Origin of the sequence: Bradyrhizobium sp. HKCCYLS3077 (genome assembly GCF_051167555.1) — a bacterium.
GTDB lineage: Bacteria > Pseudomonadota > Alphaproteobacteria > Rhizobiales > Xanthobacteraceae > Bradyrhizobium.
The window spans coordinates 486,036-499,951 of record NZ_JBNPTH010000002.1; the positions used below are offsets into that span (position 1 = coordinate 486,036).

A 13,916-nucleotide genomic window follows, 5' to 3' on the forward strand; every position below is an offset into this window, starting at 1 on the left:
TATCACATCGGAGGGACGGCAATGCGCAAGGGGACGACGCGTCGGCAACTGATCACGGCAGCAGCGGCTCTGCCGTTTACATTCGCGATCTCGCGTTTTGCGAACGCGGCCGAGTTCACGATGAAGCTCGCGACCGGGCAGGATCCGTCGCATCCGGTCAACAAGCGGGCGCAAGAGGCCGCCAGCCGAATCAAGGAAGCGAGCGGCGGCCGGCTGGAGATCAATCTCTATCCGGCCAATCAACTCGGCTCCGATACGGACCTGATCTCGCAGGTTCGTGTCGGCGCTGTCGATGCGATCAACATCGCGAGCTCCGTGCTCGCCACCCGCGTGCCGCTCGCCGGCATCGTCAACACGGGTTTCGCCTTCGTGTCCTACGATCAGGTGTGGAAGGCGATGGACGGCAGCCTCGGTGATCACATCCGCAAGGACATCGAGAAGACCGGGGCGATCGCGCTCTCCAAGCCGTGGGATAACGGCTTTCGGCAGGTCACGTCGTCGACCCGCGAGATCAAGACGCCCGACGATCTCAAGAGCTTCAAGATCCGCGTGCCGGCCGCGCCGATCCTGACCAGCCTGTTCCAGGCGCTCGGTGCCGGTCCCACCCCGATCAACTTCAACGAGGTCTATACGTCGCTGCAGACCAAGGTGGTCGAGGGGCAGGAAAATCCGCTTCCGATCATCGCAACCGCCAAACTCTACGAGGTGCAGAAATATTGCTCGCTCACCAGTCATGTCTGGGACGCCTATTGGATCCTCGGTAATCGCGCCGCCTTCGGCAAGTTGCCGTCCGACCTGCAGGCGCTGGTCCAGCGCGAGTTCGGCAGATCGGCGGACGACGAGCGCGCCGACATTGCGTCGTTGAGCCAGAGCTTGCGCGCTGATCTCGCCGCCAAGGGCTTCGCCTTCGTCGACGTCGACAAGGGCGCGTTCCGGACCGCGCTCGCCAAGAGCAGCTTCTATAAGGATTGGCGCGGCAAGTTCGGCGAGGACGCCTGGACCATCCTGCAGTCGAATGTGGGAGAGCTCGGATGAACAGCGTCGACGCGTCCTTCGCAGCCTCCAGCAGGCACGGCGTGGTCGAGAGCCTCGAACGGGCATTGACGAAGCTGATCGAGATTCCCGCCGTGATCGCCCTGGTCGCGGAGGTCGGAATCCTGTTCACCGGTGTGACGTCGCGCTTCGTCTTCAACCGGCCGCTGACCTGGGCAGACGAACTCGCGTCGATCACCTTTCTCTGGCTCGCGATGTTCGGAGCGGTGCTCGCGCTCAGCCGTGGCGAGCACATGCGGATGACCGCGCTCGTCGACCGCGTCAGCCCGCGCATGCGCGCCGTGCTGGAGAGCCTCGCCTTGATGGCGCCTGCGCTGTTCCTCGGCATCTTGCTGCACCCCGCCATCGACTACGCTCATGGCCAGTCCTTCGTCGAGACGCCGGCCCTAGGCCTGTCCGACAGCCTGCGCGCCGGCGCCGTGCCAGTCGGCATCGGCCTCATGCTCGCGACCGCGCTGCTGCGCATGACCCGTCACGCCTCGCGCGATCTCGCCATCACGCTGGCGCTGCTTGCGACCGTCGCGCTCGTGCTGTGGGGCGCCGCGCCGGCGCTGAAGGCCCTCGGAAATTGGAACCTGATCGTCTTCTTCGCGCTGCTGCTTGGCGCTGCCGTGCTCGCCGGCGTGCCGATCGCATTCTGTTTCGGCCTCGCCACCGTCGCCTATCTGCTGACCGTCACGACCGCACCGCTCGAGGTGGTCACCAGCCGCATCGACGAAGGCGTCTCCTCCCTGGTGCTGCTCGCCATCCCGCTCTTCATCCTGCTCGGCCATCTCATCGTGATGACCCGGATGGCCGAGGCGATGGTTGGATTTCTGGTGTCGCTCGTCGGCCATGTCCGCGGCGGCCTCTCTTATGTGCTGCTCGGCGCGATCCTGCTCGTGTCCGGCATTTCCGGTGCCAAGACCGCCGATATGGCCGCGGTGGCGCCGGTGCTGTTTCCCGACATGAAGCGGCGGGGCATTCATGACGGCGAGCTGGTCTCGCTGCTCGCAGCCTCCGGAGCGATGGCCGAGACCATTCCGCCCTCAATCGTGCTGATCATCATCGGCTCGGTCGCCGGCGTCTCGATCTCGGCGCTGTTCACCGGCGGTATCGTCCCGGGCCTGGTGCTGGCGGCGGCGCTGGCGGTCGTCGCCAAGCGACGCATGGTCGAGCCGGAGGATATCGTACGTTCGCGCCCGTCCTGGGCCACGATCCGCTCGGCGCTCGTCACGGCAATTCCCGCGCTGCTGCTGCCGGTGCTGATCCGGACCGCCGTCACGGAAGGCGTGGCGACGGCGACCGAAGTGTCGACGATCGGCATCGCCTACGCCATCATCGTCGGGCTTTTGGTCTACCGCCGTTTCAACTGGCGCAGGCTCTACCCGGCGCTGGTCCACACGGCGGCCCTGTCGGGCGCGATCCTCTTCATCATCGGCGCGGCCACCGCGATGGCCTGGGCGCTGACGCAATCGAACTTCTCGCATGCACTGGCGGCGATGATGGTGTCGGTGCCCGGCGGCAAATACGGCTTCCTGCTGATCTCGATCGCCGTGTTCATCCTGCTCGGCAGCATCCTCGAAGGCCTGCCCGCGATGGTGCTGTTCGGCCCGCTGCTGTTCCCGGCCGCCAAGCTGCTCGGCGTGCACGAGGTGCACTACGCGATGGTGATCATTCTCGCGATGGGCATCGGCCTGTTCGCGCCGCCGTTCGGCCTTGGCTACTACGCGGCGTGCTCGATCGGACAGATCGATCCCAATGCAGGGCTGACGCGCATCTGGCCCTATCTCGGCGCGCTCGTGCTCGGTCTGCTGCTGGTGGCCTTCGTGCCCTGGCTGTCGATCGGATTCCTGTGAAGCATGGCGATGAAGCAGGTAAGAGCGTGAGTTCCGAAATGTCAGTCAGGCGCGAGGCGAAGGACGAGACGAATGCGTCGGCATTCGTGCTCGAGGCCAAGGACATCCAAAAGAGCTTTGGTGCCACGCATGTCCTGCGCGGCACCAATCTGCGGATCCGCCATGGCGAGATCCATGCGCTGCTTGGCGGCAACGGCGCCGGCAAGTCGACCTTGATCCGGATCATCTCCGGATCGCATCGCCACGACGGCGGATCGGTCAGCATCGATGGCCGCACCGATCCCGACGCCAACGCGATCGCGGTCGTGTTTCAGGAGCTGGCGCTGCTGCCGCATCTGTCGGTGGCCGAGAACATCTACCTGCCCCATCGCAAGCGCGCTCTGGCGCGGCTGAGCGAGGCGGAGTGCTTCGCGGAGGCGCGTGCCGCGCTGGCGCTGGTCGATCAGGGCTTGGCGGAGCGGGCGCTGGATTGGCCGGTGGCGCAGCTCGATCTGCACGAACGCCAGTTCGTCGAGATTGCCCGGGCGCTGAGCTCCGGGGCGCGCGTCCTGCTGCTGGACGAGCCGACCGCCAATCTCACCTTTTCCGAGACGGAGCGGCTGTTCGGCATCCTGCGCCGGCTGGCGCAGCAGGGCATCAGCACCTTGCTGGTGTCGCATCGCATGGGCGAGATCCGCGCGCTGGCCGATGTCTGCACCGTGTTGCGCGACGGGCGCTCGGTGCTCGACCGCGCCGCGCTCTCCGAGATCAGCGACGAGGCGATCGTCGAGGCGATGGGGCAGAAAAGCAGCGCCTTGCCGCCGGCTGCGCCGCGCAGCACGAACGCCACCTCTGCCCGCACGCAGATCGCCCTGCGCGGTCCGGGGGTCTCCTTGAGCGTCGGGTCGGGCGAGGTGCTCGGGCTGGCGGGCGCGCCGATCGGTCCGTCCGGCGTGATCGAAAGGCTGATCGGGGCGCGGCCGTCCCAGGCGTGGCGCATCACGATCGACGGCGTCGATGTGACGTTCTCGAATCCCGCCGAAGCGGTCAGGGCAGGGGTCGGCTACGTCTCCGGCGATCGCGCCGAGAAGGGCATTCTCGCGACCTTGCCGATTCTCGACAACATCGTCGCGGCCGCGCGGGTCGCGGGCCGCCGGATCCTGGCGGCATCCAGCGAGGCCACGGCCGCGCAGACCGCACTCGACGCGCTCGCCATCAAGGCGAGCTCGATCGATGCATTGCCACAGACGGTGAGCGGCGGCACGCAGCAGAAGCTGCTGCTGGCGCGCTGGCTCGCTCCGCCGCCGAAGATCCTGGTGCTGGAGGAGCCGACGCGCGGCGTCGACATCGGCACCAAGCGCGAGATCTACGCGATGATCCGCGATGCCGCCGCGGCCGGCTGCGTCGTGGTGTGGTGGTCCACCGAGTTCACCGAACTGATCGCGGTCTGCGACCGGGTGATCGCATTCGATCTCGGCGGCCGGGCCAGCGGCGTTCTCGGGCGCGACGAACTCGACGAGGTGTCGCTGTCGCGAGCGACCGGAATGGCGGCGTGATGGCCCGCCGATGAGCAAGCAAGAGGGTAACATGACGGACGTCGTGATCGATCAGCGCGCGGCCGACCGGCCGAAGCCGGGCCAGCGCGCCTCACTTCCGGTTCGGCTGACGCGGATCTACCGCACGGAGATTGCGATCGCGATCGCCATCGTCGTGCTCCTGGTCGGCATCAGCTTCTGGTCGCCTTATGTGCTGACCTGGGGCAATCTCGCCAACATCGCCCAGGCGGCGGCGCCGCTGATCCTGATGTCGCTCGGCGTCTTCCTGGTGATCGCCACCAGCGGCATCGATCTGTCGGTCGGCTCGACCTTCTCGCTCACCGGCATGGTCGCCGGCCTCTGCTTCTCCGCCGCGTTGCCGTGGCCGCTCGCCTGCGTGATCAGCCTGGGCGTCGGGATTGCGGTCGGCGCCATCAATGGCGGCCTCGTCACGGTAGTGGGTCTCGCGCCCTTCGTCGTGACCCTGATCACCTATGCGATCGGCGCGAGCCTCTCCTTCGTCATCACCGACGGGCATTCGATCGCGATCGCCGACCCGAACTTCTGGAAGCTCAACGGCGGCGAGCTGATCCCGGGCGTCACCAATTTCGTGCTGTTCTGTGCGCTCGCGGTGATCGCCCTCGAGTTTGTCCTGCGCAAGCTCGTCGTCGGCCGCTGGGTGTTTGCGATCGGCAGCAACGACAAGGCCGCCCGTCTGCTCGGCATTCCCGTGCACGGCGTGCGCTTCGGTGTCTATGTCGCGTCCGGCGTCGCGGCGTCTTTCGCCAGTCTGCTAAGCCTGTCCTACATCAGCAATTCGGAATCGACCGCGGGCGCCAATCTCATGCTGCAGGCGATCGCCGCCTGTGTGATCGGCGGAGCCAGTCTGTTCGGCGGCACCGGCTCGGCGATCGGCGCCATGCTCGGCGCGATCATGATCACGGTGATCCAGAACGGCGTCAACCTGATCGGCATCAACAGCTTCTGGCAAGGAACCGTCACGGGAGCCGTCATTCTCGTCGCGGTCCTGATCGACCTCGCCACGAAGGTCCGCAGCTGAAGCGGCTGCATCACCCACGAAACGTTCATAAAACACTTGGAGGAAATCATGAAAGCACGATCTCAGAGCCTGCTCGCCCTCGCCGTCACGGCCATCATGGCAACGGCGATGCAGCCGGCGGCCGCAGAAGGCGCCAAGAAGTTCACGGTCGCCTATATCGCGCCGTCGCTGGACATCTCCTACTGGCAGTGGGTCGGCTATGGCGCCAAGACCAAGGCGGCCGAGCTCGGCATGACCTATATCGAGATGGACTCACACAATTCGCCGGCAGACCAGATGACGAACGTACGCACCGCCATCACCCGCGGCGTGGATGCCATCGTGATGGGGCCCGTGAGCTCGACCAGCACGCCGCCGGTGCTGCGTCTGTTGAAGGAGAAGAAGATCCCGATCGCGTTTGCCGGCATCGGCCCGCAACCGGGCGAGACCGAGTACACCTCGGCGGTGACCGCGAACAATTTCGAGGGCGGCAAGGCCGAGGGCAAGTTCGTCTGTGCGCTCGCCAAGGAGCGCGGCGGCAACAAGGTCGGCATGCTGTCGCTGCCGCAGGATCGCGAGAACGCGCAGAAATATCTCGCCGGCGCCAAGGAGTCGTTCCAGGCGGATGGCTGCGAGCTGGTGCAGATCCTGCAGACCAAAGGCCTGACCGTGCGCGAAGCGGTCGACCAGGCCAACGACCTGCTGACGGCACATCCCGATGTCAAGGCGATCTATGGCATGTATGACGAGGCTGCGACCGGTGCCGCCAAGGCGCTGCAGACCCGCGGCCTGGTCGGCAAGGTCGGGATCGCCACCGCCGACGGTAGCCCAACCACCGTCAAGCTGCTGCGTGAAGGCGTCGTCCAGGGCCTGTTCCTGCAGGAGGCCGGCGGGCAGGGCATCGAGGCGGTGCAGCAGGTCTACAATGCGCTGACCGGTGCGGCCGTGACTCAGAGCCTGCCGCTGCCGCTCGCGCTCGTGACCTCCGGCAATGTCGGCACGCCGGAAGCGCAGGCCAAGCTGAAGCGCGTCTATCCGCCGTCGGCCGGCGACTACTGATCGCGATGCAAGGCATCACAGCGGGCGCCTGCTTGGCCGGGCGCCCGCATCTCCGTTCGTACGATCCCGATCGAGGATGTCATCATGATCGATTTTCCCATCATCGACCCGCACCACCATCTCTACGATCTCGAGAACCTCTATTATCCGTGGCTGAGCGATGGCGTGAAGCCTGCGGCCTTCGGTGACTACACCGCGATCTGCCGCAGCTACCTGATCGAGGACTTTCTCGCAGACTGCAAGAACCAGAACGTCGTCAAGTCGGTGCATCTCGATGTCGGCTTCGATCCCAAGGACCCCGTCGGCGAGACGAAGTGGCTGCAGGGCGTGGCCGACAAGCACGGCTTTCCGCACGGCATCGTCGGCTATGCCAATCTGGCGCAGCCGAACGTGGGTGATGTGCTCGACGGCCATCTCGCCTATCCGAACTTCCGCGGCATCCGCCAGTCGCTGAACTACCATCCGGACCCGGCCAAGACCTATCTCGATCGTCCCGGCGTCTGCCGCGAAACCGAGTGGCGGCGCGGCTTCGCGCTACTGCGCGACCTCGGCCTCTCGTTCGACATGCAGATCTATTATCCGCAGATGCGGGAGGCCTATGAGCTCGCGCGCGACTTCCCGGACACGCAGATCATCCTTAACCATACCGGCATGCAGGTTGACGGACCCGGTCATTTCGAGGCCTGGAAGGCCGGCATGACGCTGCTGGCCCAGGCGCCCAACGTCGCCTGCAAGATCTCGGGCCTCGGCATGGGCGACTGGAGCTGGACCGTCGACTCCTTCCGCCCCTACGTGCTCTCTGCCATCGAGGCGTTCGGCGTGGAGCGCTGCATGTTCGCCAGCAACTTCCCTGTCGACAAGCTGTTCAGTAGTTACGACAAGCTGTTCGACGCCTTCAAGGAGATCACGTCCCGGTTCTCCGCCGACGAGCGGCGCAAGCTGTTCCACGACAACGCGGCGCGGTTCTACCGTCTTTAGACCGGCTCGCAGGGGAACGGAAAAGCCCAACTCTGGATCGGCGAATCAAGGCCGTGCGCAGCGCTAGGCGACGCGCGATTGGCGCGCTGTCGGCGCCGACGTCCCATGCTGATTCCGGCCCTTGCGGACGGTGTTCTCGCTCGCCAGGATGATCGCGGCGCGTCCAGGAGTCCGAGACCATGTCCGATCATCATCCCGCTGCCTCGGTCCGGCTCGAGGCCGTGTTTGAACATATCCAGATCGAACAGGAACGCTTTCTCGCCCGCGTGATGGACTACGTCCGTCACCCGTCAATCAGTGCGCACAATGTCGGCATCGCCGAGGTTGCGGCGCTGCTGGTGGACATGCTGCAGGAGATGGGTCTGGAGGCGGAGACGGTGCCGACGGCCGGTCATCCGATGGTGCTCGGACGCTGGCAGAACAAGCCGGGCGCGCCGACTGTGCTGCTCTACGGCCATTACGACGTGCAGCCGCCGGACCCGCTGGAGCTGTGGTTGAGCCCGCCGTTCGAGCCCACCATTCGCGACGGCCGCATCTATGCCCGCGGCATCGGCGACAACAAGGGTCAGCACTTCGCGCAGCTGATGGCGATCGAATCCCATCTCAAGGTGCACGGCGAACTGCCCTGCAACGTGATCGTCCTGCTCGAAGGCGAGGAAGAGATCGGCAGTCCGCGCATCGCCGATTTCGTTGCTGCCCACAAGGATCGGCTGAAGGCCGATGTCGTCGTCACGGCCGATGGGCCGATGCATCCGTCGGGTCGCCCGACCATGACGTACGGCGTCCGCGGCATGTGCGCGTTCGAGCTTCGCGCCAAGCATGCCAGTGGCGACGTGCATTCCGGCAATCTCGGCGGCATCGTTCCGAATCCGATCTGGACGCTCGTGCACCTGCTGGGAACGATGAAGAACGCGGCGGGCGAGATCACGATCGACGGCCTGCACGACCATATCGTTCCGCCGAGCGAACTCGATCTGGCGGCGGTCAGGCGTCTGCCGCTCGATATCGACGCGGCAAAAGCGAGCCTTGGCCTCAGCCGCCTCGATGCGCCTGCGGAGCGCGGCTACTATGAGCGGCTGATGTTCCATCCGACACTGACCATCAACGGCTTTCACGGCGGCTATGGCGGACCGGGCAGCAAGACCGTGCTGCCGTGCGAGGCCGTCGTCAAATGCGATATTCGTCTGGTCGAGGCGATGACCCCCGACGACGTCCTGGCCAAGGTCGAAGCGCATGTCAGGACGCACGCGCCGGAGGTCGAGGTCATCCGGCGCGGCGGCATGCTGCCGTCGCGCGTGCCGATGGATTCTCCTTATGCCTCCGTCATCCGTGAGGCCATCGCGCTGGCGCAAGGCGTCACCCCGCTGGAATTTCCCTGCACCGGCGGGAGCCTTCCGGACTACGTCTTCACCAAGATCCTCGGCATCCCCGCTTTCGTCGTTCCCTACGCCAATGCCGATGAAGCCAACCACGCGCCGAACGAGAACATGATGATTGCGTGCTTCTACAAGGGGATACGGACCGGCGCGGCGCTGCTGGATCGTGTCGCGAGCCTCACGCGCTGATCGTGCTGTTCGTGGAACCGTGATCACGTTCTGGAGTGCAGCGCAGGAGCCGTCATCGAGCAGCCACGAAGGCGTGGCATTCACCGCGCCGTTCGCTGCGTTGCAGTCGAATCGACCGGACGCGGCGAGATCGCGCATGGATTAACGCAGTTGATATCGCCTAATCTTGATCCGAATTAGTAACCGTCGCATCAGGGCTCGGAGCTGCCGCATGCACGACCCCGTTGACCAGCAACTTGTTGATCGTCCGTGCGTGGATCATCCACCCGTTGATCACCCGACTGTCGACCAGGCGAACGAGTCGCTCAGTTCCGCTCCTCTGGCTGCAACCCATTTGGCCGCTGGCGGCTCAGCCGCTGCCTCGGTGATCCAGATCGATCACGCTCCCGCGATCGATCCTGAACCGAGTTCCCTGAGGACGCCACAGAGCAGCGCGCACGCCAGCGAGCGTCCTGCCCATGAACCTCCTCTCGCCATTCCCACCATGTGGCCCTGAGGATGTCTGCTGAGGTGCGCGCCCTGCGCCCGGCAAGGCCGCCCGGACACTACGATCTCCGCTCCGCAGTTGGGGCGCATGACGAAGAGGAAACCTCAGGCGGTATGTGAGGCCCGCCGCAGGAGGCGGCAACCTCCGGTATCATCCGGATACCCACGAATCAGCCGATCAAGTACACCGGATTTAGCCCTTCTTGGGGCGTTTCCTCCCTGGACTTGGGCCGCCTGCACCGAATGTGCGGGCGGCTTCTTTCTTTCAGGAGGAGCCGATGTCTTGGTGGGCCATCTGCACCCACGGGCGTTCGCCGCGATCGCGCTGCTCGAAGCGCGCGATATCAGGATCGTGCGCAAGGGTGAGGTCGAGGTCGTCCCAGCCGTTGAGCAGCTTGGTGCGCCAGATCGGATCGATCGCGAAGCTGAACGAACGGTTACCGATCCTGATCAGACAATCGTTGAGATCGACGGTCATTGCTGACGTGGCCGTTTGCAGCAGCTCCAGAATCTCCTCCGCATCCGCCTCGCTTACCTTGGCCGGCAGCAGACCGTTGTTGACGGCATTGGACGCGAAGATGTCGCCGAAGCTCGGCGCAATCACGCAGCGGAAGCCGAAATCGACGAGCGCGTAGACCGCGGCTTCACGCGAGGACCCCGCGCCGAAATTGCGCCGTGTGACCAATACCTCGGCCTGCTGCGCAGCCGGCGTGTTGAGCGGAAAATCGGGCCGCGCCTGCCCTTGCGCGTCGAACCGCATGTCGTAGAGCAGATATTGCCCGTAGCCGTCGGCGCGCGAGCGCTTCATGAAGCGCGCGGGAATCAGCTGATCGGTGTCGATGCTGGCGAGCGGCAGCGCGCAGGCTGATGCCGTAAGAGTATCGAACGGCGTCATGCGCCTCTCCTCAGCAGTGGCCGCACGTCGGTGAGATGGCCGGCAACGGCGGCTGCCGCGACCATCGCCGGCGACATCAGATGCGTGCGTGCGCCCGGGCCCTGCCGGCCCTTGAAGTTGCGGTTGGTGGTCGAGGCGCAGCGCTCGCCTGATGGTACGAGGTCGCCGTTCATGCCGACGCACATCGAGCAGCCGGAGCCGACCCAGTCCAGACCGGCGTCCGTGAAGATGCGATCCAAGCCTTCCTGCTCGGCCTGCTGTTTGACCAGATGCGAGCCGGGCGACACCAGCCCCGGCACCCGCGCCTTGCGGCCGGCGAGAACGCTCGCCGCTGCGCGCAGATCCTCGATGCGGCTGTTGGTGCAGGAGCCGATGAAGACGCGGTCGATTCGGATCGTGTCGAGCGCCTGACCCGGTGTGAGCCCCATGTAGTCGAGGGCGTCGCGCACATGGCTCGCGCGCGACGGATCATCCATGGCCGCGGGGTCGGGCACTGACGCGATGATCGGCAGTGCATCCTCGGGGCTGATACCCCAGGTTACCGTCGGCGCGATATCGCCGCCCTCGAGCAGGATCGCGCGGTCGAACACCGCGTCGGTGTCGCTCGCGAGCTCACGCCACGCCACGATCGCGCGATCGCGCACGTCGCCTGCGGGCGCGAACGGCCGTCCCTCGACATAGGCGAAGGTGGTTTCATCCGGCGCGATCATGCCGCAGCGGGCGCCGCTCTCGATCGAGAGATTGCACAAGGTCAGCCGGCCTTCCATCGACAGCGCGCGGATCGCAGATCCCGCATATTCGATCGCGTGCCCCTGGGCCCCATCGGCGCCGATACGGGCGATGATCGACAGCGCAATGTCCTTGGCCGTGATCCCCGGCGCAGTCGCGCCGTCGACCGTGATGCGCATCCGCTTCGGCCGCTTCTGCCACAGGCATTGCGTCAGCAGCACATGCGCGACTTCGGAGGCGCCGATGCCGAAGGCGAGTGCGCCGAACGCGCCATGCGTCGAGGTGTGGCTGTCGCCGCAGACCATGGTCAGGCCGGGCAAAGTGAGACCCTGCTCAGGCCCGACGACATGAACGATGCCCTGGCGCGGATCGTCGAAGCCGAAGATGCGGATGCCGTTGGCGCGGCAATTGTCGTCGAGCTGGCGGATCATGCCGGCGATATCAGGCGCGATCTCGCCGAGCACCCGCGTTCGCGTCGGCACGTAATGGTCGGCAACGCCGATGGTGAGATCGGGCCGGCGCACTTTGGCGCGCTTGTCCTTCAACTTGTTGAAGGCGTGGAACGAGCCCTCATGCACGAGATGGCGATCGATGAACAGCAGCTCCGCGCCGTCCTCGCGGCGCGTCACCACATGCGCATCCCAGACCTTGTCGAACAATGTCCGCGGCGGCCGCACTGCTTCACTCATGCCTCAACGTCCTCGATCAAGTCCCGCGTCATCCATTCCTCATGTCGTGGCTGCCGGAGCCGCAGGGAAGGGGGCGCGAGCCGCCATGTGACCCTGGTAGACGGCCTCCAGCGCCGTGCGCGGTGCATTGTTGTCGCCGACCTGAAGCACGGGCAAGCCCACGCGCCGCAAGGCCAGATACAATGATTGATCCGCGCTGTTGTGATCGACGGCGACCAGCGCCGAGAAGCCGGTGAGGCGCTCGATGTCACCGGTCGAGAGGTCCTCGACCTCCAGGATCTGGCCATCATAGGAGCGCACCGCGCGCAACGTCGCGATCCGGACCTTGCGCTCGCGCAGGCGGCGGCTGTTGGCGAGTGTCGAATAGACCGTGGTGCGCCAGGCATAGTTCGTCGCCGGGACGAACAAGGTCACGGCCTTGCCGAGATCGGCAAAATGCTCCAGCGCCGAGAGCGTGCCCCATTCACCGGTGCGATCGAACACCGCGACCGATGCGCCGAGTTGGTCCGGTGCGCGCAACGCGTCGGGCAGGGTGAACACGGGGCCGTTTCCGGCGACTGGCAAGGCGGTCGTGATCGAGCCCGTTGCGAACACGATGCGGTCGGCGCCGAAGGCGGCGATCTCGGTGGCGTCCGCGTCCTTGTTGAAGACAATGGTCACGCCGAGGCGCGCCAGTGCCGCGATCTGGAACTCCGTGAACGCTTTGAAGTTCGCGCGCTTCGGCATCAGCCATGCGGTGCGCAACTGGCCGCCGAGCTGATCGCCGCGCTCCCACAGCGTCACCTGGTGTCCGAGCGCCGCCGCGACACGCGCAGCCTCCAACCCGGCGGGACCGCCGCCGACAACGAGGATCTTTCGAGACGCGTCGCGCGGCAGCGCCTCCGGCTCGTCGAACTGCCCTTCCAACCCGGCGATCGGGTTGATCAGGCAGCGGATCGGCAGGTTCCGCTCCAGCATGCCGGCGCAGCCTTGGTTGCAGCCGATGCAGCGGCGGATCTCGTCTTCGCGGCCCTCGATAGATTTCTTCACGATCGCCGGTTCCGCGAGATGCGCACGCGCCATGCCGACGGCGTCGGCATCGCCAGCGGCAATCATCGCGTCGGCCTCGTCGAGTCCCGTAAAACGGCACACGGCGAACACGGGTGTCTGAAAGCCATCGGCGCGCAGCGAATGGCGGATGCGCGCGGGCAGGGTGCGGAACGGCGCCGGATCGAACGCCATGTCCGCCATCTGCGTCGCCAGCGAGTAGCTCGCGACATAGGCGGAGTGTGAGACGTTGATGAAGTCGATGCGCGTCTGACGTGCCAGCATCGGGACGATGCGTTCGGCCTCGTCGATGCCGAGGCCGCCCTCGGCGTATTCTTCGCCACTGATGCGGATGCCAAGGCAGAATGCGTCGCCGAGCTCGGCGCGCAATGCTGCCAGCACGCGCGCAGGAAAGCGCAGCCGGTTCTCCAGACTGCCGCCGTACTCATCATCGCGCTTGTTCGACAGTGGCGACATGAACTGCTGCAGGAGATGCCCATGCGCCATCTGCAGCTCGATGCCGTCGAAGCCGGCGGCGACAAGATTGCGCGCGGTGACGAGGTGGCCCTCGATCACCTGCTCCATGTCGAACTCGTCCATTGGCCGCGGCGGCAGCGCCGAGATCGACCATGGGATCGGCGAGGCGCCCCATGATACCGTGCGTTCGAAATCGCCTTCGACCTGCCGTCCGAGATGGATGATCTGGCCGAGCATGGCCGCGCCTTCCGCCTTCACCGCATCGGTGATGCGGCGGAACGGATCGATGCAGGCGGGATCGAAGCCGCACACGGCTTGCGGGCGGCCGAGCGAATTGGCGTGGACCCGGATGGTTTCGAAGATGATGGCGCCGACGCCGCCGCGCGCGCGGGCGCGATGATAGGCGAGGTGCTGCGCGCTCGGCAGATGGTGCTCACCGAAATTCGTGGTGTGCGCGGGGACGAAGATGCGGTTGCGAAAGCGCAGATGGCCGACCTCGAGCGGGCTGAGCGCCTGTGCATATGGCTGATGCTGCGACAAATCGCGTGATCCTCCCGCTGCCCGTTTC

At 65.8% G+C, this 13,916-nt stretch carries 10 protein-coding genes; 7 read left to right on the top strand and 3 right to left on the bottom strand.

Features of this window, described 5'->3' with window-relative positions:
- Positions 1 to 21: 21 nt before the first annotated feature.
- From ACQR0Z_RS08230 to ACQR0Z_RS08260, 7 genes are all read left to right on the top strand, one after another.
- On the top strand, positions 22 to 1,035 hold the full coding sequence (locus tag ACQR0Z_RS08230) for a TRAP transporter substrate-binding protein (protein ID WP_434918292.1): 1,014 nt from the start codon (positions 22 to 24) through the stop codon (positions 1,033 to 1,035).
- Complete coding sequence (locus ACQR0Z_RS08235; protein WP_434918293.1) at positions 1,032 to 2,891, top strand: TRAP transporter large permease; 1,860 nt, start codon at positions 1,032 to 1,034, stop codon at positions 2,889 to 2,891. Before ACQR0Z_RS08230 ends, ACQR0Z_RS08235 begins: the two co-directional genes overlap by 4 nt.
- A gap of 38 nt (positions 2,892 to 2,929) precedes the next feature.
- Positions 2,930 to 4,426 (top strand): sugar ABC transporter ATP-binding protein, encoded by a 1,497-nt coding sequence (locus ACQR0Z_RS08240; RefSeq protein ID WP_434918294.1) that lies wholly within the window; start codon positions 2,930 to 2,932, stop codon positions 4,424 to 4,426.
- Between the two features lie 31 nt (positions 4,427 to 4,457).
- Positions 4,458 to 5,465, top strand: a complete 1,008-nt coding sequence (locus ACQR0Z_RS08245; RefSeq protein WP_434918295.1) for an ABC transporter permease — start codon at positions 4,458 to 4,460, stop codon at positions 5,463 to 5,465.
- Between the two features lie 48 nt (positions 5,466 to 5,513).
- Entirely contained in the window at positions 5,514 to 6,503 is a 990-nt protein-coding gene (locus ACQR0Z_RS08250; protein ID WP_434918296.1) for a substrate-binding domain-containing protein, read from the top strand.
- Between the two features lie 84 nt (positions 6,504 to 6,587).
- Positions 6,588 to 7,481 (top strand): amidohydrolase family protein, encoded by an 894-nt coding sequence (locus ACQR0Z_RS08255; RefSeq protein WP_434918297.1) that lies wholly within the window; start codon positions 6,588 to 6,590, stop codon positions 7,479 to 7,481.
- 179 nt (positions 7,482 to 7,660) lie between these two features.
- A complete protein-coding gene (locus tag ACQR0Z_RS08260) occupies positions 7,661 to 9,046 on the top strand; it encodes a M20/M25/M40 family metallo-hydrolase (RefSeq protein WP_434918298.1) in 1,386 nt (461 codons plus the stop codon).
- Positions 9,047 to 9,797: 751 nt separating this feature from the next.
- Here the strand turns inward: ACQR0Z_RS08260 and leuD are convergent.
- From leuD to ACQR0Z_RS08275, 3 genes are read right to left on the bottom strand one after another with little or no spacing between them, the layout of a single operon-like run.
- Complete coding sequence (gene leuD, locus ACQR0Z_RS08265; RefSeq protein ID WP_434918299.1) at positions 9,798 to 10,427, bottom strand: 3-isopropylmalate dehydratase small subunit; 630 nt, start codon at positions 10,425 to 10,427, stop codon at positions 9,798 to 9,800.
- Complete coding sequence (leuC, locus tag ACQR0Z_RS08270) at positions 10,424 to 11,845, bottom strand: 3-isopropylmalate dehydratase large subunit (RefSeq protein ID WP_434918300.1); 1,422 nt, start codon at positions 11,843 to 11,845, stop codon at positions 10,424 to 10,426. The genes leuD and leuC overlap by 4 nt, the downstream gene beginning before the upstream one ends.
- A gap of 39 nt (positions 11,846 to 11,884) precedes the next feature.
- Positions 11,885 to 13,888, bottom strand: coding sequence for an FAD-dependent oxidoreductase (locus ACQR0Z_RS08275; protein ID WP_434918301.1), 2,004 nt, complete (start codon positions 13,886 to 13,888; stop codon positions 11,885 to 11,887).
- Positions 13,889 to 13,916 lie beyond the last annotated feature (28 nt).